The organism is Paeniglutamicibacter sp. Y32M11 (genome assembly GCF_019285735.1).
Taxonomy (GTDB): Bacteria; Actinomycetota; Actinomycetes; order Actinomycetales; family Micrococcaceae; genus Paeniglutamicibacter.
Window position 1 is genome coordinate 2466669 of record NZ_CP079107.1, and the last position, 25904, is coordinate 2492572.

Genomic DNA, 25904 nt, shown 5'->3' on the forward strand with positions numbered 1-25904 from the left:
ATAACTCCATCACCCGACCCCTCGTCCCTGCCCTCGCGATCCCTTTCCCGCTAGCCCACATCTTTCTGGGACTCGCGAACCTTGAGCCGCTGACCACCGTTTTCCCGACAATCCTGGCGATGGCGATTTGCCTTCTCGCGGTGAGTGTGCTTGCCGCGCCCTACCCCACCGGAAGGCTCGGCACTCGTGCAACAACGATGGTGATCATCGGGACTACGGCCATGGCCGCCCTGGTGCAATCCGGGCTGCCCCCGGGGGGTCCATCCGGGGTATGCGGCATGGCATACCGGAGCCCTGCGAACGCTCCTGGTCGCCGTCGTTTTGTACCAACGCGCGGCTCTGGCGTGGCTCGGGACCGCCGCCTTCTTGGTGGTCCACCATTGGTTTGGCGCTGCACGGCATGAGTCTGCGTGACGCCGTTGTCATGATGGCGACGCCATTGGTATGGACCGTCACCGTCACCGTCGTCAGCTCCATGCTCGGACGCAACCGCAGTGCCATCGAAGAATCCGCCACGGCCCAGCGCAAGACCGAAACCCGGCTGGCCAACGCCTACGCGGCGCAGGTCGCCCGCGGAGAATGGGCCACGGACCTTGACCAACGCACCCGCCCCGCGATCGAGAGCATTGTGCGCGGCGAGATCACGGAAACCAATAGATGCGAATTCCTCTTGCTCGAAGCCGAACTGCGCGACCAAATCCGGGGAGGGGCACCGGTGGGCCCGGGCGTCTCCGAAGCCGCCTGACGGGCGCGGAGGCGCGGGGTTCGCGTGGAACTGCTTGATGACCTAGCAGCATCCCTAGCCTCAACCATTGTCAACGAGGTTTACAGCCAATGGTTGCCGCCCTGCGGCGCAGCCAGGGAGGATTCGTCAACGCGCGGGCCATGGCCTTAGGTGCCGAACAGCTGGTGCGGATCGTGGCCTTTGACGAAGGCCTTCCCGAGGCCGAAATCACCGTGGTCATCAGCACCGAGTCCTGAGCCGGCGCGGGGTCACCGCAGCATTCGCACGGTTCCGCCCCAGACGTGAAATCTCTTCATGCACGCAGTCGTGTCTGGGCCATTTCGCTCATGACCACTATTTCAACGCCCCAACCCGCCACCACTGCAACCGGCCTGATCTCCGCGACCAATCTATCGAAAATCGGTGGGTGTCCTTCTCAATCCACTACTGCGCCTCATAGCACAGCTCGGAATGAACCTCTCCAGCGAGCGTGGGCACGGGCGCTGCGAGCACCACTTAGCCGGTGCGGGATCAATGCCCATGCAGGCCAGTCGGCACCCAGAAGCCGCCCGCGGCGAGGGGCCCAGCACCCGCAAAGTACAGGTGTGTGGCTGGCCTGCTCAGAGTTCGGCCAGTGGAGTGTCAAGCATCCAGGCCAGCGATGTTCCATCCACCAACCCCTGACGCATTGCGGTCAGGTGGGCGGCATAGAGGTCTGCGGGGATCCGCGGGGCTCGAAAAGCTCCGGCTCGGCGGTGGCTGAGGCAGTCCGGATCTTGCCACACCAGCAGCTGCAAGGTGCCTTCGTCGGCATGCACCATGGCCGGCCCGCGGTGGATGCCCAACGATGACAGCCGCCGGGCCAGCGCCTTGGCCGACACCCCCGCATCCCACAGGAAAGTCGCCAGTTCCCGCGGAGTCTGCCGGTTGAAGTCGATGGATCGTAGGCGGGCTTCGGGCAGGAGCAGTTCCATGGCGAAACGTCGCGCCCAAAGTTCCGCGGCATGTCCCCGCACGGCGAGGTCCGTGTGCCGTTCGGCCAACAACTCACCCAGCTCGCGCGCCAGCACCAGATTGGCCTGATACCACGCCCCGGTGGCCCGCACCACGATGTAGGTCACGTTGGCATCACTCATCGCCCGTGCATCAAATGCCGGCCCCTCGGCAACCACAAATACCCCGATACCAAAGGCACCCTCCACGGCACCTGCCAAATCATCAACAAACCGCGGCCCGAGCGCCGTGCGCAGTTTCCGTGCCACCATCCTTGCAGCGTGTTCTGCGGAGATTCCATCACCGATGCTGGTCACGGCGGAGGTAGACAGCCCCACCTCCCGATACGCGCCAGCGGGAAAAGCCATGGCCTGAGCCAGCCGGTCGATTCGCCCCGGCGAATCGACCGAATGAGGAGTTGTACTTCCATCTGGGCCTGGATCCCCGGTAATCAGCCAGCTCAGCGAGACTTTCAAGGTCTTGGCCAAGGCCGCCAGCTCCGTCGCGCTGAAGTTTCGCTGCCCGTTCAGCGCCCTACTCAACGCATCCTTATTCATGCCGGTGTCCTTGGCCATCTTCGCTTGGGTGGGCCCGGGGTGGCGCGAATGCATGGCGTCCCGGACGCGAAATCGGATTCGATCCGTCATCAACTACACGTCCCTAAAATCTTCTGCTCACCCGCGCCCCCGCACAAAGCGGGAGTACGGTACGGTGCTTGCTGCACTAAGCAGACCATCCGCAGGCACCTGGACACCGGTTCCACCGGCCCTCACACGCGGGTCATGATTCCGGCGCGGCGGAAGCATATCGCTTTTCCCAACACGGCCGGTCGTTACGAATCAATATCGTGGTTTGTGGGCACCAAGCAGCTTTCGCGCCGCAGTGCACCGGCGGTAAACTCGCCAACAGCGCATCACCGCCCCGCATCGCACATTGCCTGGGGGCGCACCTAGCGGGCCGACGGTGGTGTGCTGGAATAGGTTTGACGGCTGAGCATGTGCTTGTGCCAAAAAACCACCGCCCGTCGCGGGCGCCGGAGATTGCTAGGTAACGCTTGGGGGAATCACGGGCGCTCGCGACGACTCAGCTCGCTAGCGGCTTCGCGCCCATTCTCAACTCGGCGGGCGAGTGGTGGGATCAGGATGGGGCATCGGATCCGGGCCAGGGACTGGCGATGGGTCGGGCACCGGGTCACCGGGATCCGGAACGGGGCCAGGCGGCATCGGATAAGGGCCCGGATTTGGAACCGTGCTCGGCTCCGGTGGATACGAAGGTTCCGGTGTCGTGGACGGTCCAGGCGGCGGCTCGGGCGTTGGTGCATGCTCCGGCGGCATGGTCGTCTCATTGGCGGGCTTAAACTGCAGCTCCGATGCTTCGCGTGATGTCGTGAACATGACGTCTCCTCTAACAGCTGAGGTGATTGTTCTTCGGTCTCGGCTCGCGGCACCGATCATGGTGCTGGGCCCGTACGGACCTCCATGCTTGCACGACTCACTGGCCCAGTCCAGCTCTTTTTGGGTTTACCAACGTCTCGCGACCGTACGCAGTCGCCCAGAATTCGCACTCTCACTCCCCGTGCAGCGCCTTGTGGTGCCCGCGGCACGGGGGAAAAAGTACTCCCTGCGGTGCATGTTTCAAGCTCCGACGCCAACTAGAGTGGAGAGGAGCGCAATAGCGAACAATCAACTCTTTCGAGGATGGCAGATGCATCGGCTGGCCGCACTTTCCCTGGGCAACCGCGCCCTCATCGCCCTGATCACGGTGTTTGTCGCGGTTTTCGGCGTCATCACCATGGGCCAGCTCAAGCAGGAGCTCATTCCCGCGCTCGAGTTCCCACGGATTTCGGTGGTGGCTACCCAGAGTGGCGCCACCCCGGAGGTCATCGATAAGCAGGTGGCCCAGCCCCTTGAAGGTGCGCTGCAGGCGGTAGAGGCATTGGAATCATCCTCTTCCACTTCCCAAAGCGGCTTCACCACCATTTCGCTCTCCTTCGCCTACGGCACGGATCTTGACCGCGCCCGAGCCCAGGTGGACAAGGCCATCTCCAATATCAAGTCCACTCTTCCCGAAGACGTTGATCCCACCGCCTTCGCCGGCTCCATCTCCGATTTCCCCATCGTCTATTTGGCGGTCTCCGGCGGGGAGAACATCAATGCCCTGCGTTCGGATGTGCAACGCCTAGTCTTGCCCAAACTTTCCAAGCTCGATGGGGTGCGTACCGCCGAAGTTTCCGGCGGCACCGCCCAGCATATTGCCGTGCTTCCGGATCAGGCCAAGCTCGCCGCACAGGGATTAAGCATCAACGATCTGAAAACCGTCATCGAGGAAGGCTCCGGGCTGATGCCCGTGGGCCGAATGAACACTGATGGCCTGGACCTGCCGGTGACCTCCGGCTCGCAGATCGACTCACTCGCCGCCGTGAAGTCCCTTCCGGTGCGGGGCTCTGCCGGCGTGAGTGAGCTTTCCGAGCTGGCCAAGATCTCCTTGGCCGATGACACGGCCACCTCCATCACCCGCACCAACGGCGTCGAGACCCTGGCCGTCTCGGTCACCAAGAAGCCAGCCGGGGACACCGTGGGCATTTCTCACGCGGTGGCGGCGCTGCTTCCGGAACTTAGCACCCAGCTCGGGGCAGATGCCAGCTTCACCACGGTCTTTGACCAGGCCCCGTTCATCGAACAATCCATCCACGACCTCACCGTGGAGGGACTGCTGGGACTGGGCTTCGCGGTGATCGTCATCCTGATCTTCCTCCTCTCGGTGCGCTCCACCCTGGTCACCGCCATCTCCATCCCGCTCTCCCTCTTGGTGACGTTTATTGGATTGCGCGCCGGCGGCTACTCGCTGAACATGCTCACCCTGGGCGCGCTGACCATCTCCATCGGCCGCGTGGTGGATGACTCCATCGTGGTCATCGAAAACATCAAACGGCATCTGAGCTACGGCGAAGAAAAATCCACGGCCATCCTCAATGCGGTGCGTGAGGTAGCCACCGCCGTGACCGCAGCGACGCTGACCACCGTGGCGGTCTTCTTGCCCGTGGCTCTGGTCGGCGGCATGGCCGGGGAACTTTTCCGCCCCTTCGCCCTCACCGTCACCATCGCCCTCGTAGCCTCCCTCTTGGTCTCGCTGACCATCGTTCCGGTGCTGGCCTACTGGTTCCTAGGTCACAGCCGACCCGGGGCACAGAATGTTCAGGCCGCCAGGCTCGCGGCGGAAAAGAAGGAAGCCGCATCCTGGCTACAGCGTGGTTATGCCCCGGTGCTGCGCTCCACCCAGCGCCATCCGGTGATCACTCTGGCCTCCGCGGTGGTGCTGCTGGGCCTTACCGTCTTGATGGTCCCGCTGGTGCCCACCAACCTCTTGGGCGGCACCGGGCAAAACACGTTCTCCGTGACCCAGAAGCTCCCTGCCGGTTCCTCGCTGGATACCACCATGAAGGCAGCTACTCCGGTGGAGGAAGCCCTCCGTACGGTTCACGGCGTGAAGGACGTCCAGCTGACCGCCGGGAATCCATCGGGTGGATTCTCTGCCTTCCAAACCGGTGGCAGCAATACTGCCAGTTTCACCGTGATGACCGATGCCGATCAAGATCAGGAAGCGATCCAGGCCGCTGCCCGCGCGGTCATCGATCCGCTGGCTGGTGAGGGTGAAATTTCCCTCTCCGCGTCGGAGGGCGGCATGGGCGGATCGACCGACATTACCGTGCAGATTGGCGCCCCCACCCCGGAGCTGCTCCGTGATGCCACGGATCTCACCCGCAAGGCCATGACCGGCATCACCGGCGCCACGTCCGTGAGCGATAACCTCTCCACCGCCGGCCCGCAGGTATCCATCACGATCGATCGGACCAAGGCCGCTACGGCAGGGCTCTCCGAGGCCCAGATTGGCGCCCTGAGCGCCGGCACCATCTCCCCGGTTCCCGCCGGCACGGTGCGCCTGGGGTACACCGATTTCCCCGTGCTGATCGGCGAGGGCACCAAACTCACCGATCTTGACCAATTACGTCAACTGAAGCTGCCGGTACCCGGAGGTACGATCACCCTCGGTGAGGTGGCGAGCGTGGAACGCAGCCAAACCCCGGCCACCATCACCTCCTCCAATGGGGACCGGATCGCCACGGTATCCATCACCCCGGGGGAAAATGACCTGGGCAGCGTGTCCACCGAGGTCACCCAGCGGCTGGATGTGCTGAATTTGCCCGAGGGCACCACCGCGGAACTCGGCGGCGCCGCCACCGAACAGGCCGAATCCTTCGCCCAGCTCTATCTGGCACTCCTGGCGGCCATCGCCATTGTGTATGTGGTGATGGTGGCAACGTTCAAGTCGCTGATCCAGCCGCTGATCCTGCTGGTATCCATCCCGTTTGCCGCCACCGGCGCCATCGGGCTGCTGTTGCTCACGGGCGTGCCGCTGGGCCTGCCCTCGCTGATCGGCATGTTGATGCTGGTGGGCATCGTGGTCACCAACGCGATTGTGCTCATCGATTTGATCAACCAGTACCGCAAGCCCCACGCCGGGCATCCGGCAATGAATCTCACCGATGCGATCCACCACGGCGCCAGGCAGCGTCTGCGCCCGATCCTCATGACGGCGTTGGCCACCATCTTCGCCCTGATCCCGATGGCGTTGGGACTCACCGGTGGTGGCGGGTTCATCTCCAAGCCACTGGCCGTGGTGGTCATCGGCGGGTTGGTCTCCTCCACAGCGCTGACGCTGATCCTGGTTCCGGTGCTCTACTTCCTCATTGAGGGTGCGAAGGAACGCGGGGCCGCCCGCCGTGCCGCGAAGCATTCGACTCCCGATGGGTCCGGTCCTGGGGCAGCCGCCGCGGTGACGGTCAACGCCACGGCCCAGGTCGCGGGTCAGCCCAGCGAGCCGACACCCGAACTGCTTCGGGCCATGAACGAGGCCGAGACGACGCCGGCGCCAAGCACGGCAGGTCCCTCGCGTCCACGCACCAGCGCCGCCACTCCCGCCAGCTCCGCCAATTCACGGGACGAGGCACAGGACGAGTTGATCAATCCGGCCACCGGCATGATCCCACTGACCCGCAAGGAGCGTAAGGAAGTCGAAGAGGGATTCCGGGCCAAGCACAAGGCTGATTAGCCCCGTCCGCATCCTCGCGGCAACGATCCTTCGCCCGCGTGGTCGCTAGTGGCGCTAGCGGCCGCGGAGCCCGCCCAGACCGTGGGCTTCGATGGCTTCCCGAGCGATATTTGATCCGACTCGGTACACCAGTGGCGCGGCTTCGGGCGCCTTCCAGGCGAGCACCAAATAGTGCTCCACCACGGCCTCGGTCCACTCCCGGGCCAAAACATCACGTCCCAGCGCGTGCACCCGGATCCGATACCAGCCTTCACCGGCCTCATCGATCCGCGCCGCGAAGGCGGGGGACGTTCCTGCAATAAAATCTTCGGTTCCGGCCACGATCACCGGTTCAATGCCGGATGCCCAAAAACTGACCTCGGAGACGTCCTCCCAGCCGGCATCCACCCGGTCCGGAGCCGCATCAAGCATGTAGGTTTCCATGCTGACCGGACCATCGATGATCCCGGTCCCAATAAAAAGACTCTCCTCCGGGTGACCCCAGATCAGCCCGCCCACCCACGTATCTTCATCACTAAACGTCGTTCTGGCATTGGCGATGTCGATGGTGGCGCCAAAAACATTGGTGATGTACTCCAAGGAATTTCTCTCCTACAAACTGGTCCTGCCGAGCCTCGGCGACTTCTTCGGCGGTCACTGCCCCAACCACCGTCTCGACCTAGGCCTGGATCACTGTCTGGATCACCGCTTCGACGCAGGCACGGTGCCACTGGGGGCTGGACTTTGACCCTACAGGATGCGCACCGGCAAGAGCCCCGCGGCCAAGGCGAACGAATACTGCACCCTCGGACTTCTGGCCACGGTGCCCCGCGCGACGTACGCTCAAGACATGGACAAGGAACAGATACACACGGACGTCGAAAACCTTGAACCGAACCAATCTCTGGAGCTGCTTCGAGCCGTTTCACTCGGTCATCTTGCCGTCAGTCACGATGACATGCCACAGATCTTCCCCATCAATTTCACCGTGGACCATGGGTCGGTCATTTTCCGCACCGGCCCCGGGACAAAACTAGAAATTTTGCGCGCCCAACCCCACGTTGCCTTCCAAGCGGACGGCGTCAACGCGGAAACTGGTGTCGCCTGGTCGGTCATGATCCAGGGTCGGGCCGAACTCTTCGCGGGGATCGAGGAAACACTCGATTCCTTCAATCTCATGCTCTTCCCCTGGGAATCTGGCCCCAAGGACCAGTTCGTGCGCATTGTCCCCGACTCGATGACCGGTCGTCGCTTTAAGGTTGCCGACCCGCTGACCTGGTGGAAGCACATGCGCCACGGCTAAATCCACCCCTGCGGATGGACTACCGCCGGTTCTAAGCATCCCGACGATGAAACACCCACATCCTTGCTCCCAGCAGAACACCGGCCCAAATTACCAAGATCAGGGCCGCGGTTCCCGTGCCATAGGGCTCGAGCACCCCGGTGCCCAGCACCTGTCCGGCGGTTGTCGGCAGATAGGACACCAGAGCTTGCAGCCAGTGAAGGGCGAACAGCGGCAGGATCTGCGGCAACCCAAAGAGCAGAACAAAGGCGCTGGATATGGCCCCGGCGGTGCTACGTAACAAGACCCCGATGGCCAGCATCATGACCGCAAGCAGCCCCAGATACACCCCGCCGCCAACTAAGGCCAGCAACAGCTCACCGATGGTGAAGCGCCCGTACTGCGCGGCTACGGGTGCGGCAATCAGCGTTCCGGCGCCCACCAGTGCCACACCGGAAACGAAGCCGAGCATCAATAGCACAGCCGCCTTGGCCCCCAGGAGCCGGGTGCGCACCGGCACGGCCTGCAGCGAGGAGATGATCGTTCCGTTGGAATACTCGGAGGTGATACTCAGGGCCGCCACGGTGGCGATGAACAACTGAGCCAAATTCAGGCACACCAGGGCGATGAACGGGGCGGGCATCACCGCTTCATAACCGTTATCCCCGCTGGCCTTTGCGGAGAAGCTCAGCAGCCATGCCATGGAAAGTTGCCCAAGAACCATCACCGCCAGCGTGATGCGCGTGGAGCGCACCGCCCACAATTTGGTCAGCTCAAAGGCGATGGCTGCTCCGAACCCCGGCCGCGCTCCCGGCAGCTGCGCCGACTCCCCTACAGCCGGCTCGCCCGTTCTCCGATGGGACAGCCGAGCCAGCGCCAACGTCGATTTCGCCTTCATGATGATTCCCCGATCCGTGTTGGCACATAGTCAAGACTCTGTGCCGTCAGCTCCGTGTAAGCCTGTTCCAACGACGCTTGGCGCACACCCAATTCATTGATCCGCACACCCATCGTGTGTGCGATGCCACCAACCACTTCCGGGCTCGCGCCGATGACCTTAAGCCGGCCCTCTGAGGCGGCCACCACCGTGTAGCCAGCCCGCTGAAGCGCGGTGGCAAGTTCGCCCGCCTGCGGGGAGGCGACGATGAGCGAGTTCTGTGCACTGGCGGCCAACACGTTCTCCATCGACTCGTCCGCCAGCAACTTCCCGCGCCCGATCACCACCAGATGGTCGGCCGTGGACTGCATCTCACTCATCAAGTGACTGGACACAAACACCGTCGCCCCGCTCGCCGCCTTCGCGCGCATAAGGCCACGGATCCAGGCGACGCCATCGGCGTCCAACCCGTTCACCGGCTCGTCGAAGATGAGCACTTCCGGGTCCCCCAGCAGCGCGGCGGCGATCCCTAACCGCTGGCGCATGCCGAGCGAAAAGGTTCCGATGCGCCGCTTCGCCGCCTCCGCGAGCCCCACCTCCTCGAGCACTCCTCTCACCCGGCTCACCGGGATCGAATTGCTGCGCGCCAACCCACATAGGTGCGAATCCGCCCGCTGCCCGCGGTGCCCGGTCCGCGGCTCGAGCAGTGCACCGACGGTGCGCAGCGGCGCCGCCAGTTGGCCATAACTGACCCCGTTGATCAGCGCCCGCCCGCCACTGGGTGCATCAAGGCCCAGCAGCATCCGCATGCTGGTGGTCTTCCCCGCCCCGTTCGGTCCCAGAAACCCGGTGACCTTCCCCGCCGCTACCTCAACGCTCAGCGAGTCAACGGCCAGCGTGGACCCGAAGCTCTTGCTCAGGTTCTCTAAGGTGATCATGCTGCTTCCCCGCCCTCGAATCGATGAGAATGCCTGCTGAGGGAGGTGCATCCTCGCCGCAATTCCTCTGCCTTTCACGCTAGCCCCGGCCCACGCCCCAGCACAGCAAAATCCCTCGGGGTCTGCCCCGAGGCCACCCTGATTTATCCCCTAGTCGAGTCCTCTGGTGTGCGCGCGCGCACGCGCACGCGCGCGAGAGGTCATCGCGTGCATTACGTACCACTGGCCTTGGGCAACCCTCTCGCGGCCCGGCAGATCATGACCGCCGAGGTTCTCCACAACCCCGCGCACCCATCCCCCGCCGGGACCACGGCGCCCGCACACTGGAGAAATGCAGACGGACACGCTCATCGCTAACCTCGCTGGCCACAGCGACGATCCGGGGTACACACCGACCCCGGACGATGAGCTGCGCGCACTATTCGAGACCATCCGCGGCATCGACGTCCTCGTCGCCCGCATCGCAGCCCGTCCCGTGTCCCCCACCCGGGCCCTGCTTGCCGCAATCACCATCGAACAGGCCAAGCACGTCGTCGCCGTCGCACAGCTGAAGGTCGCGCAACTGGCCCGAATAACGCTGGTCAACGAGCTACCCGCCGACACCCTCACTCAGCTGCGGAGCATCACCGAAGACCCCACTGCCTTCGTCACCGGTGCTGCCCTGCTCCCGGATGACCCACGCACCGTCCCCACCGGCCGCCGCACAACTCTCTGAACTTCTTGAGTCCCGGGTGGCAGAGTCACTCGCTGAGGGAGATACGAAGAACACCACCAAGCTTTTCGAGCAGATCAGCGATGAGCTCGACGAAGCCGGCTCCACCCCCACGCCCAAGGAAATCCGTAACAAGACCGGCATCTCCGTTACCAAGCGCACCCGGTATTTCACCTACTTCACCGCTTGCATGCTCAATGCCGACGCAGAGGTTTTCCTTTCCCACTTCGCCGAGTCCGACAACGCTCGCACGCTGGCCGGAAACCGTAAGGCCATCGCCGCGGCATCCACAGTCCCAGTCCCAGCCACAGTCCCAGATCACACTTCCTCGGCTGCTCAGGCCGACGGCCGGGACTACCAGGAGGCCGGCACGGCAGAGAACGCAAAGACCTCTACCGAAACCGATACGACCACCGACACCGACACCGTAAATGCAACCCCTGAGAACCTCGAATCTCACCCTGAACCGGCACCCGGCTCTCCTCCAGCCAAAGGCACCGACGACAACCCAACTCAGGATTCCTTGTTCCCGCCACCAGAAGCGCCAGACGGTCCCGATTGGTTCGAACACCCGGCCACTGCGGAAACCTTCGATGACCCACCGCCGCTGGAATCCGCGACCATCGACCAGGAGCCAACTCCAGCCCAGCGGCACCTGCAAACTCTGCTGAATCTCATGCGCACCCCGAGGCCTTCGGCCAAGGGTGCCACCGGCCTACCGACCTCAAAGCTCTTCGTCTACATCACGCTGGAAGTGCTCCTCGGTATGGCCCGCGGCGCCGGATGGAGCGCACACGGACTGGAAATTTCGGTCACCGAATTGCGCCAACGCCTGACCGAGTTTGGATTCATTCCCATCGTCCTCGGCGGTGATGGCCAGATTTTGGACTACGGGCGAGAGCGCCGATTCCCGCCCGAGTCTATGAAGGAGGCGATCCGTGCCCGCGATCGCGGCTGCATCAAGCCTGACTGCACCGTCCCGCCGGAGCACTGCGATCTCCACCACATCGAGCCCTGGTCCGATGGCGGAACCACGAGCGTGTGGAACTTGGGGATGTTCTGCCCCTCCGAGCACCGCGGCGCCGACAAAGGCGATTTTGAGGTCGTCATGAAGAACGGTGTGCCGTGGGTGAAGCTTGCCCCGTTCGAGGACCCCGAACAGCTGCCCCGCCGCAACAACCACTGGCAGGGCGAACAGCCCCCGCTCTTCTGAGCCTTCAGCCGCCGATCGCCGCTTCTCCCGACCGCCAAACCGCACGGTGTCTCGGCACAATCACGATGCCGCGCACGAATATCAGGAACGAGCGTCCTCCAACGCATCGCGCGGGACGGCAAACAGGATCACGGCGCAGACGATCGCGGTTCCGCCGCAGATCACCCACACCACCATGTATCCGGACAGCGGAGCCGCGAAGTTCTCGGCCGCTCCATTGGAGAGTGCCCCGGTCACTTGTCCAATCAGCGCCAAACCAAAGATGGCCGAGGCGAAGGAGCCACCGATGGTTTTGACCGCGTTGGTCAGCCCGGTGGCCATGCCCGTGCGGTGGAAGGGCGCGGCGGCCGCGGCCGCCGCGGGTAGTGCGGCAACCAACGCACCGGAGCCGATGCCGGCGATCATCATGTTAATAAGCACCTGCGTCAGTGAGTCATGAAGTGGCAGGAAGAGCAGGTAGCCGAGACCCACCAAGAAGCTGGCGGCAATCAAGGTTCTTTTGGTACCGGCCCGGCGTGCCGCAAGCGGGAAGAGCAACGCCCCGATCAGCAGTGCCAACACGTAGGCACCGATGATGATCGAGACTCCCGAAGCACTCAGGCCCAGCCCGTAGCCGTTGACCGCCGGGTCGGTGCGGGCAAAGGTGCTCATCGGGATTTGCGCGCCGAGGACCGAAACTCCGAAGAGTCCCGCGGTGAGTTGCACCGGCCACATGGAGCGAGCGAAGAGCACCTTGAAGTCAATCAGCGGATCGCGTTGCTTGTTTTCGTGGCGATAGAACACATAAAGAACAAGCAACCCCAGCACCAGGCAGCCCCAGACCAGCGGACTTGCCGGCCCGTTGATCCGTAGGAAGCTCAGACCACTGGTCAGCAACAACAGTCCTACCGCCAGATAACCGAATCCTCCACCATCGATCTTGGCCCCATTGCGCGCCCCGTCATCTGGCACCCCCAGGGCCACCGCCCCAATGCACACCGTGGTGGCAACAGCGGGAATCGTCATCGTTAAGGCGAGATTCCCACCAAACACGCCGATGAGCGCGCCACCGGCCAGCGCGCCGGCGATCACCCCAAGTTCTAGGGCACCCACCAGCAGGCCAGCGGCGCGGCGGGTCATGGGACCGGGTACACCCAGCTTGCGGGCGCGGGAGAAGACGATGGCAATTTCCAGCGGCAGCCACACAGCATAAAAGCCCTGCAACGCCCAGGCGATCAGGAAGGTCGTGAACGAACCGGAGAACACCACCGCCCATGAGGCAAGTGCCGTGACGACGGCGGAGAGCAGCAGCATCCGCTTGTGCCCAAAGATATCTCCCAGTGAGGCCAGCAGGGGCACGGCGAGGGCCGAAACCATCAGTTGAGCCGCCTCAAACCAGTTCACATCCGCGTCGTGAATGCCCAAATGTCGGGCAATATCGGTCATCAGTGGGGTGTAGTAGCCCTGAAGGATGCCGCTGGTCAGTTCCACGATGGCGAGGAATCCGACGATGCCCGCCACCGCGCGCCAACGGACCGGTATTTGCTTGGCGATTTCCGGGTTCCTTGGCGGTTGGATGTCCATAGCGGGAGCCTATCGCGAAGCAGCGTGCCGTGTGATGCAAACCATAGTGAAACAGCGGGAATTTTTCCGGGCCCGTGAGTGCTATTACATGCAAACGCATACAAATCTGTCATACTGATTACAGAACGACAGTCCAATGGCCCTAGGAGGCACCCATGCAGTTCGGTATTTTCTCAGTCAGCGACATCACCCGCGATCCCACCACGGGCAAGACGCCGTCCGAGGCCCAGCGCATCAAGGACATCGTGGCCATCGCCAAGAAGACCGAAGAGGTCGGCATGGACGTCGTTGCCATCGGCGAACACCACAACCGCCCGTTCTTCTCATCCTCCCCCACCACCACGCTGGCCTACATCGCCGCGCAGACCGAGAAGATCATCCTCTCCACGGCCACCACGCTGATCACCACCAATGATCCGGTGAAGATCGCCGAGGACTTCGCGATGCTCCAGCACCTGGCCGACGGCCGTGTGGATCTGGTCCTCGGGCGCGGCAATACCGCCCCGGTCTACCCATGGTTTGGGAAGAACATGCAGGACTCGGTGAACCTGACGATAGAAAACTACAACCTGCTGCGCCGCCTTTGGGATGAGGACACGGTGAACTGGGAAGGCAAGTTCCGCGGACCCCTGCAAAACTTCACCTCCACCCCGCGTCCGCTCGACGACGTGGCTCCGTTTGTCTGGCATGGCTCGATCCGCACCCCGCAGATCGCCGAGATTGCTGCCTACTACGGAGACGGTTTCTTCGCCAACAACATCTTCTGGCCGAAGGAGCACTACATGCAGCTGATCAACCTCTACCGCGAACGCTATGAGCACTACGGCCACGGCCGTGCGGATCAGGCCATGGTGGGCCTGGGCGGACAGTTCTTCATCCGTAAGAACTCGCAGGATGCCAAGAATGAATTCCGTCCGTACTTCAACAACGCACCGGTCTACGGCCATGGTCCATCGATGGAAGACTTCACCGATCAGACCCCGCTAACCGTCGGCTCACCGCAGGAAATGATCGAAAAGACCCTCACCTTCCAGGAGGCGTTCGGCAACTACCACCGCCAGCTCTTCCTCGTTGACCACGCTGGCCTGCCGGTCAAGACCGTTCTGGAGCAGCTTGATCTCTTCGGTGAAGAGGTGTTGCCAACATTGCGGAAGGAACTTGAATCCCGCACTCCGGCTGATCACCCGGCACCGCCGACCCACGCCAACCGCGTTGCTGCCCGCGATGCGAAGCTCGCCGCCGAAACCACAGCGGCCGGGAGCGTTAATGCCTAACGATCCAGCTTCATTGCGTTCGTCAACCGCCGCGTGGGAGGCACTCTTCCGGGCACAGGTAACCGTGATGCGCGAAATTCAGAAGCTTCCGGAATTCAAGGCGTTGAGCACCAAGGAATACGACGTGCTCTTCAATCTCTCGCGCTGCCCCTCGGGATCCAGCCGACTCACGGATTTGAACCAGTACCTGCTCATTTCCCAGCCGAGCCTGAGCCGCATGGCCGAACGTTTGGAGTCCAAGGGCCTGCTTTCCCGCCATCCCGACCCCACCGATCAGCGCGCGGTACTCTTCACCCTGACTGAGGAGGGCGCTAGGCTGCAAAAGGCCGTGGGCCGCGAGCACATCAAGGGCATCCATGCCCTGATCGGCAAGGCTTTATCCGCTGAGGAGTTCGAAACGCTCCAAGAGCTGAGCACCAAATTGCGCCTGCACATGGAAGCACGCTAAGGCAGTCAGCAAACCTGACTTCCTTGGTCCCGCCTCGCCGAACATCCGGCAGGGCGGGACCATTCCTGTTTCACCGGCACCTGCCCGGCAACGCAGTCTCTAGACCCCAAACGGTTCCGCATAACGAAACTTGCCCTTCGGCAGCGGCGCTGTCGATAGATTAAGCACCATGAAGTAGTCGCCCCAGGAACTATCGGAAGGAATGATTCCGCTGGGGATGGCCGGGACGTATCCGAAACGGGTGTAGTACTCGATGTGCCCCAGCAGCACGATGGCGCGTTCACCATTCTGCGTGGCCCGGAGCCGGATCTCCGCCAAAAGTGCTGCACCAATTCCCTGTTTCTGGCTCGCAGGGTCCACCGACAGCGGACCAAGACCCAGCAGCGGGATGTCCCCGTCGAGCCACCCACGTGTGGCAATCACGTGTCCAACGATGTGTCCGTTAACCTCTGCCACCACGGAATACTCGGGCAGGTACCCGTCGCACGCGTAGAGTTCGGCAAGCAACCCAGCTTCACCGGGCGTTGTGACGGAATCGGGGTTGGTGAAGGCGCGAATTGTCAGCTTATGGATGTTAGGCCGGTCCGCAGGCGTCTCGGTACGAAGTTTCATCCATCCAGCCTACGGCGCAAGAGCCCGCGATGGTCGGCGGACAGCACAAGGGCCCGGTCAATGACCGAGCCCCAAATTGTTGAGGATCTAGTGCGAACCCATGGGGTGATGCTCGCGGTAGACCTTCATTGCGGGTTGAACGGCCATCACCGAAGCAACCAGTGCCACGGCTCCTGGGATCCAGGTATTCCATGCAACGCCTGGAGTGTTCATTGCGAAATTACCCATCCACGGTGACGCAATCACCAGTGCTGCCACGATCAGCTGAATCCATTCGGCCGCGGGCATGCCCGGTGCTGCGAGGTTGATGGCTCCGATAACCGCCAGAACGACACCACCGGTGAGCATGTACGCGTTCGATGATCCGACTGCGGTTGTCCACGTCATGGCCACGACCGTATAGACACCAGCGGCCACGGCGACCCAATTTTGCCATGCAGTCCATCGCTTCATGGTCAAGATCTCCTTTTGTCTCTCTTCAGCTCCCGATTAACGGATGACCCGAAATCGCGAAGTTTGCCCTTTCATGCACCGCCAGCGCTCCGGATCACTTGCGACCCACTGCCGCTTCGGCTGTATCTCCATCGTGCTCGTGTGCTGATACTTCGGGTAGGGTCCAAAGTCACTGTCGGTAATGCTGCGGTCTGCGCGTGGTTTGATCTACAAATCCTGCTACTCAGCGTCGCCCTCGTCCGTTTCGCCCGCTCCTGGCCATTGGTCGCGTGGACTAGCGCCGGACAAAGGCCCTTGATTGCGTCAAGATCATACGGTTGGATAAATGCCATGAGTGAACCGATAAAGGGTCCTAAATCCTATTTCCCGTCCATTGAAACTAAGTACGGTCACCCGATCGAGCACTGGATGACGTTGCTGGGAACAGTTTCTGGACAGAAGCACCTTGAGCAGGTGAACTGGCTGAAGGTTGAGCACGGTATCGGACACGGACATGCAAATGCGTTAGTCCACGTGTACCGGGCAGAACACCAGCAATAACACCCCACGTCCGGCCGCCGAGAAGATGGCCGTGCGCCAGAGACCTACGAGCAGTGGAGTTATAGAAAAATGAGCAAACGGCCTAGTATCTGGGTGGCTGTTACGGCCGCATCGTTCAGCCTTGCACTAGTCACTGCCCCTATGGCGACCGCGTCTCCCGCGCCATTAACTGCACAAAATTCGGTGAATCAGCTACTGCCTAGCTCTTCCTCTCATTTGCCGCTCATCCCTTTGGCCTCCAAACCTGCACCTCCCCGCGATCCTGAAAAGATCAACGTGCTGGTCAATAAGGTCTATCCATTGGTGCCACGGAAATACACACCCAAACTGCGGACCATCTCTGGCACTGATGTCCGGCTGCGCCCCGAAGCTGCTGCCGCCTACAAAAAACTGTTGGCCGCCGCGCGCAAAGACGGTGTGCGCATCAGGCTGACCTCCGGCTATCGGTCCTATTCGGTTCAGGCTGGCTTGCTCGAGAAATACACGCGAGCCTACGGGCTGGACTATGCACTTCGGATCGCAGCTCGTCCGGGAACCTCCGAACACCAGACTGGCCTGGCCATCGACGTGGGAAATCCCAGCCGAGCTTGCGCCCTGCGTGACTGCTTTGCCACCACCAAGGTTGGACGGTGGATGGCCAAGAAAGCCCCCAAATACGGGTTCATCCTGCGATATCCCGAGGGCCAAGAATCCGTCACCGGCTACAAATATGAGCCATGGCATTTCCGCTTCGTCGGTGTAACACAGGCAAAGTCCATGGCAGGTTTTAAGTCCCTCGAGCATTACTACGGCGTCAGCAAGGCATCAACCAAGACCCCAAAAACTAGCAAATCTGCTCAGGGCACCAAAATAACAACCGCCAATCTGAACTTGCGAACCGGGCCCTCCACCAGCGAATCCATCATCAAGACCGTCAAAAAAGGGTCAAAGGTACAGCTGGCAGGGAAGAGCTCTGGCGTCTGGATCAAGGTGAAACACGGTGGCAAGACCGGTTGGATGAGCTCCGACTACTTGCGCTAAACGCCCGCGAAGCACCCGCCCGACGGGCACGATGCCCATCAATACCCTGCGGGAAACTAAACTGGAGGAATGACAGCAACACTCGTGGCCAAAGACCTTGCAGGTGGCCACGCCCACCGCACACTCTTCTCTTCCCTCAGCTTCACCGTTTCCCCCGGGGACGTCATCGGTGTGGTCGGTGCCAACGGGGCCGGCAAGTCCACGCTGCTGCGGCTTCTTGCCGGTGTTGACGAACCCCTAGGCGGCACCATCTCCAGCGCCCCCGACGGAGCCTTCATCGGTTGGCTGCCTCAGGAACACGAACGCATCGAGGGTGAAACCATCGAGGGCTATCTGGCCCGGCGCACGGGTTGTGCCGCGGCAACCGCGGCCATGGAGTCAACCGCCGAAGCTTTGGGATCCGGTGCACCGGGCAGCGATGACGCCTACGCCACCGCTTTTGATCACTGGATGGCATCGGGTGCCGCCGACCTTGAGGACCGAGCACCGGCGACGCTGGCCGAGCTCGGATTCACCCTGCCCATCAACACGTTGATGACCGCGCTCTCCGGTGGCCAGGTGGCCCGCGTGGCGCTGGCTGCGCTATTGCTCTCGCGCTTCGATTTGGTGCTGCTTGACGAACCCACCAACGACCTTGACTTGGCAGGCCTAGAGCGGCTCGAGTCCTTCGTCTCCTCTCTGCGCACCGGTGTCGTATTGGTATCCCACGACCGCGAATTCTTGGCCCGCTGCGTAACCCGCATCGTTGAGCTGGATCTGGCACAGAACCAGGTCGCCGTCTACGACGGTGGTTATGACTCCTACCTCGAGGAACGCGCCATCAACCGGCGCCATGCTCGTGAGGCCTACGACGAGTTCGCCGATAAAAAGGCCGACCTGGTGACCCGCGCGCGCACCCAGCGCGAATGGTCATCCCAGGGCGTGCGTAATGCCATGAAGAAGAACCCCGACAACGACAAGATGCGTCGCAAAGCCTCCAACGAGTCCTCCGAGAAGCAGGCCCAGAAGGTCCGCCAGATGGAATCCCGCATCAAGCGGCTGGACGAGGTCATCGAGCCACGGAAGGAATGGGTGCTGCAATTCGAAATAGCTGCTGCCCCGCGTTCCTCTACCGTGGTCGCCACGCTGAATGACGCGGCCATCACACTGGGCGATTTCACCTTCGGGCCGATTTCGGCTCAGGTGAACGCGGGCGACAGAATCGGGATCACTGGCCCCAACGGTGCCGGCAAATCCACGTTGCTGAAGTTGCTGCTGGGTCATCTTTCTCCCGATGCTGGCTCAGCGTCCATGGGATCTAATGTGGCCATCGGCGAGATTGATCAGTCCCGTAGTTATCTCGGGGAAGACTCCGTGCTGGGTGATGCCTTTGAACTGGCCGTCCCGGACATGTCCCCGGCCGAGGCCCGGACCTTGTTAGCCAAGTTTGGGCTCAAGGCCCACCAGAGCGCATCGTTGGTGCGTGATCTGTCTCCGGGCGAGCGGACCCGAGCTGGCCTAGCCCTTTTGCAGGGTCGCGGGGTTAACCTTTTGGTGCTGGACGAACCCACCAACCACCTTGACCTCCCGGCCATCGAACAGCTGGAGGAGGCGTTGGAAGCCTACGAGGGAGCATTGCTACTGGTGACCCACGACCGCCGACTACTGGACAACGTACGGCTCGATTCCCGTTGGCAGGTTGAGGCCGGAAACGTCAGCATCTCGGTGGTCTCCTAAGACCGGTTGTCGCTTTCGCGCCGTCCGAACTGGAGTAGTTGAGCAGTTTCGCTTGTCCGTGACTCGTAGCAATACCGAGCCACGGACAAGCACCAGGTTGCGCTGCAGGGCCACGCATTGGCAGTTTTCCGGATGTCCGGGATGCAGCACGAGGTGATCAGGGCCCTTCGTTAGCCAGGGGTCCCAGCAGCTCGGTGTCTAGGCCGTGGGTGACCTCGCAACGATCTCGGGAACATTATTTCCAGACGCGACAGCCCGGGCCCCTGATCTCACGATTCGATCCGATGCTGAAGGGTCATAACACCGGCAAACTGTTCGCCGGCCGCGTCTCACCGCTGGGCACCATGCAAGGCTCGATCAGTAAGCGCGCGCTGCGGCACCTAGGATATTTAGGGTGTCAGAAAAACCTCGGCCACTCCTGGAATCTGTTCCTTATAGGTCTGAAGCAGCTGCTTGGCCACGGAGATTGAATCCACCAACGGGTGTGCGGCCAGCGCCCTCCAGGCCAGAGTTTCGCTTTTGTCCTTCGCTGCGGCGATCACCAGTTGCTCCACGGCCTTGAGTTGCTGCAATAGCCCGAGCATTTCCCCGGTGACAGGAGCAATGTTCATCGGGGCAATGCCAGCACTCGTTACCCTGCATGGAACCTCGATCACCGCTTCATCGGGCAGCTGCGGCACCAGACCCCGATTGGCCACATTCAAGATCATGGTTGCTGGTGCTCCGCCGAGTAACGCCGTCATGAGGTCTAGGGCGACCTGTTGATACCCCCCACCCTCAATATCCGAGGCTTCCCGGTTGCTGCGCTGATCTTCGGGCCGACTTTCGGCCATGTAGCTGGCCTCACGTTCATGTTTGGTCCGCTGCCACAGCTCCAGGGCGCTATCAGGGTGCTCGCAAGCTAGCTCGTAAAAATGTCCCTGCTGGTCATGCAGAAACTCGCCACGGGTTTGCCCCGAACCGCGTAGCCGCGCGGTGGCCTCACGTTGAAAGTAGTAGTAGTAAAGGTATTCATTGGGTATCGCGCCCAGCGCCCTGATCCAGTCCAAGCCCATGAGGCGGGCTTCCTCGATCGACTCCAGCGCCGCGTCATCGTCCAACAACGCGGGCAATTTGTCTTCCCCATCCACCACTAGGCTGCGCAACCACCCCAGATGGTTCAGGCCCACGTAGTCGAAGTCGACCTGGCGATCGGTGGCCCCGATGGCATGCACGGCGCGTCGAATCAGTCCGATGGGGGTATCGCAGATGCCCACCACGCGATCGCCCAGTGACTCACGCATGGCTTCGGTAATAATGCCGGCGGGATTGGTGAAGTTGATGACGATCGCCTCCGGGGCGAGTCTGGCCACCCGCCGCGCGAGGTCGCGGGCGTGCGGCAAGGTGCGCAACGCATAGGCCAGCCCGCCGGGACCGGTGGTTTCTTGGCCCAGCACACCGAGATTCAGGGCGATGCGTTCGTCCATAATGCGCCCTGCGGTACCCGAGATGCGCATGGCGGAGAAGATGAATCTGGCCCCGGTGATGGCCTCATCCAATCCACTGGCGGTGGTGACTCGCGGCGGGCGAGGCAGGGAGGACACCATTTGATTAAGCACCGCTTGGATGGTGAGCACCCGCTGGGGATCGGCGTCAAAAAGGCACAGCTCGGTGATCCGCACCGAATCGTTGTCCCCCGAAAGCGCTTCAAAGATCTGCGGTACCCGGAACCCGCCACCGCCGATAATGGTGAGTTTCATGCCAGAATCACTTCGCTTCCTGCGTCTTTGAAGGCCCTCACGTGGTGTGGATCTGCACCCCAACTGCGCACCAATCCGGTGGCATCCGAGGTAGTACAGGACGTGGCAGCGCACCTGTTCGGCTCCCACCTGCTTACGCAAGGCCTTTTCACGACGTCGGCAGTGAGTGGCGCAACAGAAACACCACCGGTCTCCCGGACCCTGAACAGGATGTTGCACTGCGACACGCTGATGAGCATGGCCCCAGAGTAGCAGTCGCACGTGAGCAAAACCGAGCACTTTCAATTGCTTGTACCGCTCCCCTATGCGTGTTAGCGTCCAAGCCAAGGTGTGTTTCACCGATGCTCCGTGCCGCGAGAGCCATGGGCACACCGACCCGGTCCGCGAGAAGACAAACGAAGAGGTGCCACGTGCTGGAGACGGCAGCAGAGCCCGGCCCCGAGCTTGATCTATTCCTCACCGGATCACTCTTCTTCGACATCATCTTCACCGGCCTGCCCACCGAGCCGCGACCCGGCACCGAAGTCTGGGCCGAAGGCATGGGCTCGGTGCCCGGCGGCATTGCGAATCTGGCGGTGGCTGCCGCCAGGCTGGGTCTGTCCACCGGCCTCTCGGCGGGATTCGGCGACGATGCTTACGGTGCTTGGTCCTGGTCACTGTTGGCGGAGCAGGAGGGCATCGATTTGAGCCGGTCACGAATCTTTTCCGGCTGGCACTCGGCACTCACCGTTTCTCTGGCCCGCGGCGGGGACCGTTCCATGGTCACCCATGGCCACCCGATTCCCATCAGCGACAAGGAACTCATCGGCATCCCGCCCACCTCGCGGGCCATGATCACCGAGCTGACATTGCCCGGCAACGAGCAGCCCTGGTGGGTTGATTCCGTCCCGGATCAGGGCAAGATTTTCGCCGCCGTCGGCTGGGATCCCACCGAAAAGTGGGATACCGCGATGCTCAGCGATCTGGACCTCTGCCACGGTTTTTTGCCTAACCATGTTGAGGCCATGGCCTACTCGCGCACCTCCTCGCCCGAAGCCGCGCTGAGTGCGCTGGCTGACCGCGCACCGCTAGTGGTCATCACCCAGGGCGTGGACGGTGCCATGGCGGTTGACGCCTCTACCGGCGAACGAGCGCAGGTGCCCAGTCTCCCGGTGCCTGCGATTGATCCAACGGGCGCCGGCGATGTCTTTTCAGCCGGTATCGTGCTTGGCACCCTGGCCGGATGGCCGCTCGAGCAGCGACTGCTTTTCTCCACGCTCTGCTCGGCTTTGGCGGTGAGCCACTTCGGCGGATCCCTGGCCTCGCCCGGCTGGGGAGATATTTCCGACTGGTGGGCGTCCAAAAAACTGCGAGCCAGGGAAAATGCCGAATGTGCAGCCATCGCCAAGCGCTACGGATTTCTCGACGAGGTCCTGTCCCAGCACAAGCTCAACGCGGTGCGCCGTGCCGAAGCCACCTTCGGATTGCTGACCGAGGCCGAAGCTCACTACCGTCCCAACGAGCCTTTGCGCCCGGCCGCAGAGACATAATCCACCACCGGCAACAGCACCAGCACCAGCACCAGCACCAGCCACCGAAACCTGGCGCATCTGGGTCACCGACACCGTTTGAAAGGACAAAAATGTTTCCCCGAGGCAAAACCTTCACCGGCACCCTGATCGCCGCGGCCCTAGCATTAACTCTTGCTGCGTGCACCCCAGGTTCCGAGGCTCCAGCCCCTTCGGCCCCCGCCACGGGCGCCGCGATCAACAAGGACGTAGCGTCAATGGGCGATGTCACGCTCACGGTCTGGGATCAGGAGGTCCGCGGCGGGCAGAACGAACAAATGACCAAGCTGAATGCCGCCTTCGAGGCGAAATACCCCAATGTGAGCATCAAACGTAATTCCCAGTCCTTCGAGGATCTGGGCAAGACTCTGCGGCTAGCCCTCTCTGGCACCGATGCCCCGGACGTGGTCCAAGCCAACAATGCTCGCAACACCATGGGCGCATTCGTGAAGGCCGGCCAATTACTGCCACTGGACGGCTGGGCCGATGCCTACGGCTGGAATGAGCGATATCCCGCCTCGGTGCTGAAGTACTCGCAGTATTCTACTGACGGCACGACCTTCGGCTCGGGTTCGATCTACGGCTTGCCACAGGTCGGAGAGATCGTGGGCGTCTTTTACTCCAAGAAGAAGCTCGAGTCCTTGGACCTGACGCTCCCGGCCGATTGGGCAGGGTTCGAATCGGCCATCGTCACGGCCAAGGAGGCTGGCGAAACCCCCTTGCTCCTGGGCAACATCGAGAAGTGGCCGGCAGGTCACGTCTTTGGCCCCATTCAGGGCGCAAAGGTCCCCCCGGAGCAGATCGAGAAGCTCGGCTTCGGCAATGCCGGTGCCTCGTGGATAACTCCCGAAAATCAAGCCGCGGCACAGACCCTGGCGGACTGGAACGCCAAGGGTTACTTCAACAAGGGGGTGAACGGCACCGAGTACGACGCCGCATGGCAGAAGCTGACCAAGGGCGAAGGCGTATTCCTGATGGGCGGATCGTGGATGGCCGCCGACTTGGCCGATGCCATGGGCGAGGACGTAGGGTTCTTTGTTCCTCCCGCCACGGCCGGGGACGGAGCACAAACTACCGGAGGCACCGGATTGCCGTTCACCGTGACGGCCAAAACCAAAAACCCCGACCTGGCTGCCGCCTACATCGACTTCATCACCAACGATGAGGCCATGGGCATCTTGGCCGACACCGGGAACCTGCCGGTGCTCAACACCTCCACCTATGCGCCGGAAACCGGGGCGCTCAAGGATGTGTTCACCGCCTTCGAATCGGTGACCACCGACGGGGTATTGCTGCCCTACCTTGACTACGCGACACCCACCATGGGAGACACCCTCGGCGACTCGCTGCAGGGACTGCTCGAGGGCAAACTGGACGCACCGGCATTCACCGAGGCCATGGAAGCTGACTATGCGGGCTTCACCCAAGGAAAGTAGAACAACCGGCGCCCCGCGCAACGCCTCGGGGCGCCGGGGGCACGCGGCCACACCGTACCTTTTTATCGCCCCGGCGTTCATTCTCTACGCGGCCTTTATGCTCTACCCACTGGCCCGTTCCGTACACCTTTCCCTCTTCGCTTGGGATGGGTTAACGCTGGCGACCTTTGTCGGGTTCGGTAACTACACCGAGCTATTCACCGACGATCGACTGCGCGCCGCCTTTGGCCATGCACTGGCCTTCATCATCTTTTTTGCGGTGATTCCCTGCGGCATCGGACTCGTGTTGGCGGCGGTCCTGACGCGCTCCAAGGCCCGCGGACTCTCACTTTTCCGCACCCTAGTGTTCCTGCCCCAGGTCATTGCGATGGTCGTGGTGTCGGTGGCGTTCAAACAGATTTATGCTCCCGATGGGTTACTGAACTCGGCCCTGCGCTCCATCGGATTAGACTCACTGACCCGCGCCTGGCTCGGTGACTATGTTTTCTCACTGCCCGCCGTCGGGTTGATCGGCTCCTGGGTTTCCACCGGGCTGGTCACGGTGCTATTGCTCGCCGGCATGGCCAAGATCCCCACCGAGCTCTTCGAAGCCGCTCGCCTCGATGGCGCCGGGGCCGTGCGTGAATTCATCTTCATCATTGTTCCCTCGGTGCGAGCCGAGCTCACCGTGGCGCTCACCCTGACCATCGTCGCATCGCTGAAGACCTTTGATTTGATCTACATGACCACCGCGGGCGGGCCCGGATCCTCCACCACGGTGCCGAGCTATGAGGTGTACCGCAGGGCCTTTGAGACCGGACAGGTGGGCTCCGCCGCGGCCATCGGCGTCACGCTGAGCATCATCATCTTCCTGATCACCCTGGCCGTTAACCGGATCTCGGAGCGTGGCGCATGAGGGTTTCGCCGAGTGAACGCACGCTGAACTACGCCATCCTGATCTTCTTCTCCGTCGTGGTGCTCACCCCGGTCTTCTCCATCGTGGTTACGGCGTTCGGTCCGGCCAACGCCGCTGCCGCCCGGGCCGGTGCCTTCCACCCCGAGAACTTTGCCCAGGCCTGGGTCCAGGGCAGGTTCGGGACGTACATGGCGACTTCGGTGCTCATCGCGGTGATCGTGGTGTCCCTCGCGCTGGTCCTTTCGGTCATGGCCGGCTACGCCTTTGGCACCATGCGCTTCCGTGGCGAGCAGGTACTGTTCTATCTGTTCCTTTTGGGGATCATGGTGCCCTCCGAGGCCATCATCGTCCCATTGTTCTTCGATCTGCGGACCTTCGGACTCACCGATACCCCCTGGGCTGTGGCACTGCCCCAGGTCGCCCAATCCATCGCCTTCGGTACGTACTGGATGCGCGCCTATTTCAAATCCGTGAGTCCCTCGATCATGGATGCGGCCCGGGTGGACGGGGCCTCGAAGGGCCGCATCTTGGTCTCCATTCTGGTGCCGATGGGGCGCCCTGCAATCACGACGATGATCGTGCTGATGTTCATGTGGACGTGGAACGAGTTCCTGATCCCGCTGGTGATGTCACCCTCCGGCGAGTTTAGAACGGCACCCCTGGGTCTGGCCTTCTTCCAGGGCCAATACACCCAGGGCACCGCCCTATTGGCGGCCGCAGCGGTCATGGTCGCGCTACCGGTGGTGATTCTCTACTTCCTGATGCAGCGCCACTTCATCCGGGGCATGCTCGAAGGTGCGGTAAAGGAATAGCTGCGCCCCGATTCCGCAGACT

At 62.2% G+C, this 25904-nt stretch carries 23 protein-coding genes; 15 read left to right on the plus strand and 8 right to left on the minus strand.

From position 1 onward, the window contains the following. Window positions 1–400: 400 nt before the first annotated feature. Entirely contained in the window at window positions 401–745 is a 345-nt protein-coding gene (locus tag KUF55_RS10805; RefSeq protein ID WP_218816644.1) for a hypothetical protein, read from the plus strand. 89 nt (window positions 746–834) lie between these two features. Beyond that, window positions 835–981 carry a hypothetical protein gene (locus KUF55_RS10810; RefSeq protein WP_218816645.1) on the plus strand — a complete coding sequence of 49 codons (147 nt, stop codon included), beginning with the start codon at window positions 835–837 and terminating at the stop codon, window positions 979–981. A gap of 363 nt (window positions 982–1344) precedes the next feature. On the opposite strand, the gene KUF55_RS10815 is transcribed toward KUF55_RS10810, so the two are convergent. Continuing rightward, complete coding sequence (locus KUF55_RS10815; protein WP_255556970.1) at window positions 1345–2274, minus strand: XRE family transcriptional regulator; 930 nt, start codon at window positions 2272–2274, stop codon at window positions 1345–1347. Between the two features lie 1147 nt (window positions 2275–3421). Here KUF55_RS10815 and KUF55_RS10820 point away from each other — a divergent pair. After that, window positions 3422–6826, plus strand: coding sequence for an efflux RND transporter permease subunit (locus KUF55_RS10820; protein WP_218816647.1), 3405 nt, complete (start codon window positions 3422–3424; stop codon window positions 6824–6826). A 54-nt stretch (window positions 6827–6880) separates the two neighbouring features. Here the strand turns inward: KUF55_RS10820 and KUF55_RS10825 are convergent, their stop codons facing one another. Beyond that, window positions 6881–7405, minus strand: a complete 525-nt coding sequence (locus KUF55_RS10825; RefSeq protein ID WP_218816648.1) for a hypothetical protein — start codon at window positions 7403–7405, stop codon at window positions 6881–6883. 157 nt (window positions 7406–7562) lie between these two features. Here KUF55_RS10825 and KUF55_RS10830 point away from each other — a divergent pair, with 157 nt between their 5' ends. Continuing rightward, window positions 7563–8108, plus strand: coding sequence for a pyridoxamine 5'-phosphate oxidase family protein (locus KUF55_RS10830; RefSeq protein ID WP_370630911.1), 546 nt, complete (start codon window positions 7563–7565; stop codon window positions 8106–8108). A 31-nt stretch (window positions 8109–8139) separates the two neighbouring features. Here KUF55_RS10830 and KUF55_RS10835 read toward each other — a convergent pair whose 3' ends face one another. Together KUF55_RS10835 and KUF55_RS10840 are read right to left on the minus strand one after the other, a co-directional pair. Continuing rightward, window positions 8140–8985: an ABC transporter permease gene (locus KUF55_RS10835; protein ID WP_218816649.1), complete on the minus strand. Its 846-nt coding sequence runs from the start codon at window positions 8983–8985 to the stop codon at window positions 8140–8142. Beyond that, window positions 8982–9902: an ATP-binding cassette domain-containing protein gene (locus KUF55_RS10840; RefSeq protein ID WP_218816650.1), complete on the minus strand. Its 921-nt coding sequence runs from the start codon at window positions 9900–9902 to the stop codon at window positions 8982–8984. The genes KUF55_RS10835 and KUF55_RS10840 overlap by 4 nt, the downstream gene beginning before the upstream one ends. Window positions 9903–10233: 331 nt before the next feature. Here KUF55_RS10840 and KUF55_RS10845 point away from each other — a divergent pair, with 331 nt between their 5' ends. Both KUF55_RS10845 and KUF55_RS10850 read left to right on the plus strand, forming a co-directional pair. Then, window positions 10234–10617 (plus strand): hypothetical protein, encoded by a 384-nt coding sequence (locus KUF55_RS10845; RefSeq protein WP_218816651.1) that lies wholly within the window; start codon window positions 10234–10236, stop codon window positions 10615–10617. 16 nt (window positions 10618–10633) lie between these two features. Beyond that, complete coding sequence (locus tag KUF55_RS10850) at window positions 10634–11827, plus strand: HNH endonuclease signature motif containing protein (protein ID WP_218816652.1); 1194 nt, start codon at window positions 10634–10636, stop codon at window positions 11825–11827. An 81-nt stretch (window positions 11828–11908) separates the two neighbouring features. Here KUF55_RS10850 and KUF55_RS10855 read toward each other — a convergent pair whose 3' ends face one another. Continuing rightward, on the minus strand, window positions 11909–13390 hold the full coding sequence (locus KUF55_RS10855; RefSeq protein ID WP_255556971.1) for an MFS transporter: 1482 nt from the start codon (window positions 13388–13390) through the stop codon (window positions 11909–11911). Window positions 13391–13545: 155 nt separating this feature from the next. On the opposite strand from KUF55_RS10855, the gene KUF55_RS10860 reads away from it, so the two are divergent. Beyond that, window positions 13546–14664: an LLM class flavin-dependent oxidoreductase gene (locus KUF55_RS10860; RefSeq protein WP_218816653.1), complete on the plus strand. Its 1119-nt coding sequence runs from the start codon at window positions 13546–13548 to the stop codon at window positions 14662–14664. Next, on the plus strand, window positions 14657–15112 hold the full coding sequence (locus tag KUF55_RS10865) for a MarR family winged helix-turn-helix transcriptional regulator (RefSeq protein ID WP_218816654.1): 456 nt from the start codon (window positions 14657–14659) through the stop codon (window positions 15110–15112). The genes KUF55_RS10860 and KUF55_RS10865 overlap by 8 nt, the downstream gene beginning before the upstream one ends. Window positions 15113–15211: 99 nt before the next feature. Here the strand turns inward: KUF55_RS10865 and KUF55_RS10870 are convergent, their stop codons facing one another. After that, window positions 15212–15724, minus strand: coding sequence for a GNAT family N-acetyltransferase (locus KUF55_RS10870; RefSeq protein ID WP_218816655.1), 513 nt, complete (start codon window positions 15722–15724; stop codon window positions 15212–15214). A gap of 87 nt (window positions 15725–15811) precedes the next feature. Next, window positions 15812–16177: an SPW repeat protein gene (locus KUF55_RS10875; RefSeq protein WP_132358206.1), complete on the minus strand. Its 366-nt coding sequence runs from the start codon at window positions 16175–16177 to the stop codon at window positions 15812–15814. A 330-nt stretch (window positions 16178–16507) separates the two neighbouring features. On the opposite strand from KUF55_RS10875, the gene KUF55_RS10880 reads away from it, so the two are divergent. The 3 genes from KUF55_RS10880 to KUF55_RS10890 all read left to right on the plus strand — a co-directional run bounded on the left by KUF55_RS10880 (window position 16508) and on the right by KUF55_RS10890 (window position 19453). Beyond that, on the plus strand, window positions 16508–16717 hold the full coding sequence (locus KUF55_RS10880; protein ID WP_218816656.1) for a DUF4287 domain-containing protein: 210 nt from the start codon (window positions 16508–16510) through the stop codon (window positions 16715–16717). A gap of 276 nt (window positions 16718–16993) precedes the next feature. Next, window positions 16994–17737 (plus strand): D-alanyl-D-alanine carboxypeptidase family protein, encoded by a 744-nt coding sequence (locus KUF55_RS10885; RefSeq protein ID WP_218816657.1) that lies wholly within the window; start codon window positions 16994–16996, stop codon window positions 17735–17737. Window positions 17738–17806: 69 nt separating this feature from the next. Beyond that, window positions 17807–19453 (plus strand): ABC-F family ATP-binding cassette domain-containing protein, encoded by a 1647-nt coding sequence (locus KUF55_RS10890; protein ID WP_132358212.1) that lies wholly within the window; start codon window positions 17807–17809, stop codon window positions 19451–19453. 389 nt (window positions 19454–19842) lie between these two features. Here KUF55_RS10890 and KUF55_RS10895 read toward each other — a convergent pair whose 3' ends face one another. Then, on the minus strand, window positions 19843–21192 hold the full coding sequence (locus tag KUF55_RS10895) for a 6-phospho-beta-glucosidase (protein ID WP_218816658.1): 1350 nt from the start codon (window positions 21190–21192) through the stop codon (window positions 19843–19845). A gap of 410 nt (window positions 21193–21602) precedes the next feature. Between KUF55_RS10895 and KUF55_RS10900 the strand changes: the two genes are divergently transcribed. From KUF55_RS10900 to KUF55_RS10915, 4 genes are all read left to right on the plus strand, one after another. After that, window positions 21603–22721 carry a PfkB family carbohydrate kinase gene (locus tag KUF55_RS10900; protein ID WP_255556972.1) on the plus strand — a complete coding sequence of 373 codons (1119 nt, stop codon included), beginning with the start codon at window positions 21603–21605 and terminating at the stop codon, window positions 22719–22721. Window positions 22722–22813: 92 nt separating this feature from the next. Continuing rightward, window positions 22814–24175 carry an ABC transporter substrate-binding protein gene (locus KUF55_RS10905; protein ID WP_218816659.1) on the plus strand — a complete coding sequence of 454 codons (1362 nt, stop codon included), beginning with the start codon at window positions 22814–22816 and terminating at the stop codon, window positions 24173–24175. Further along, the gene (locus KUF55_RS10910) at window positions 24150–25070 is read left to right on the plus strand and encodes a carbohydrate ABC transporter permease (protein ID WP_168151414.1); all 921 of its coding nucleotides are present in this window, start codon (window positions 24150–24152) and stop codon (window positions 25068–25070) included. Before KUF55_RS10905 ends, KUF55_RS10910 begins: the two co-directional genes overlap by 26 nt. Beyond that, window positions 25067–25882, plus strand: a complete 816-nt coding sequence (locus KUF55_RS10915; protein ID WP_218816660.1) for a carbohydrate ABC transporter permease — start codon at window positions 25067–25069, stop codon at window positions 25880–25882. Before KUF55_RS10910 ends, KUF55_RS10915 begins: the two co-directional genes overlap by 4 nt. Window positions 25883–25904: the final 22 nt, after the last annotated feature.

Excerpts from the sequence above, each read along its gene's own strand:
- KUF55_RS10805 (WP_218816644.1), top strand. The coding sequence starts at position 401 with ATGAGTCTGCGTGACGCCGTTGTCATGATGGCGACGCCATTGGTATGG.
- KUF55_RS10810 (WP_218816645.1), top strand. The coding sequence starts at position 835 with ATGGTTGCCGCCCTGCGGCGCAGCCAGGGAGGATTCGTCAACGCGCGG.
- KUF55_RS10815 (WP_255556970.1), bottom strand. The coding sequence starts at position 2,274 with ATGAATAAGGATGCGTTGAGTAGGGCGCTGAACGGGCAGCGAAACTTC.
- KUF55_RS10820 (WP_218816647.1), top strand. The coding sequence starts at position 3,422 with ATGCATCGGCTGGCCGCACTTTCCCTGGGCAACCGCGCCCTCATCGCC.
- KUF55_RS10830 (WP_370630911.1), top strand. The coding sequence starts at position 7,563 with ATGCGCACCGGCAAGAGCCCCGCGGCCAAGGCGAACGAATACTGCACC.
- KUF55_RS10835 (WP_218816649.1), bottom strand. The coding sequence starts at position 8,985 with ATGAAGGCGAAATCGACGTTGGCGCTGGCTCGGCTGTCCCATCGGAGA.
- KUF55_RS10840 (WP_218816650.1), bottom strand. The coding sequence starts at position 9,902 with ATGATCACCTTAGAGAACCTGAGCAAGAGCTTCGGGTCCACGCTGGCC.
- KUF55_RS10845 (WP_218816651.1), top strand. The coding sequence starts at position 10,234 with ATGCAGACGGACACGCTCATCGCTAACCTCGCTGGCCACAGCGACGAT.
- KUF55_RS10855 (WP_255556971.1), bottom strand. The coding sequence starts at position 13,390 with ATGGACATCCAACCGCCAAGGAACCCGGAAATCGCCAAGCAAATACCG.
- KUF55_RS10860 (WP_218816653.1), top strand. The coding sequence starts at position 13,546 with ATGCAGTTCGGTATTTTCTCAGTCAGCGACATCACCCGCGATCCCACC.
- KUF55_RS10865 (WP_218816654.1), top strand. The coding sequence starts at position 14,657 with ATGCCTAACGATCCAGCTTCATTGCGTTCGTCAACCGCCGCGTGGGAG.
- KUF55_RS10870 (WP_218816655.1), bottom strand. The coding sequence starts at position 15,724 with ATGAAACTTCGTACCGAGACGCCTGCGGACCGGCCTAACATCCATAAG.
- KUF55_RS10875 (WP_132358206.1), bottom strand. The coding sequence starts at position 16,177 with ATGAAGCGATGGACTGCATGGCAAAATTGGGTCGCCGTGGCCGCTGGT.
- KUF55_RS10880 (WP_218816656.1), top strand. The coding sequence starts at position 16,508 with ATGAGTGAACCGATAAAGGGTCCTAAATCCTATTTCCCGTCCATTGAA.
- KUF55_RS10890 (WP_132358212.1), top strand. The coding sequence starts at position 17,807 with ATGACAGCAACACTCGTGGCCAAAGACCTTGCAGGTGGCCACGCCCAC.
- KUF55_RS10895 (WP_218816658.1), bottom strand. The coding sequence starts at position 21,192 with ATGAAACTCACCATTATCGGCGGTGGCGGGTTCCGGGTACCGCAGATC.
- KUF55_RS10905 (WP_218816659.1), top strand. The coding sequence starts at position 22,814 with ATGTTTCCCCGAGGCAAAACCTTCACCGGCACCCTGATCGCCGCGGCC.
- KUF55_RS10910 (WP_168151414.1), top strand. The coding sequence starts at position 24,150 with ATGCGGGCTTCACCCAAGGAAAGTAGAACAACCGGCGCCCCGCGCAAC.
- KUF55_RS10915 (WP_218816660.1), top strand. The coding sequence starts at position 25,067 with ATGAGGGTTTCGCCGAGTGAACGCACGCTGAACTACGCCATCCTGATC.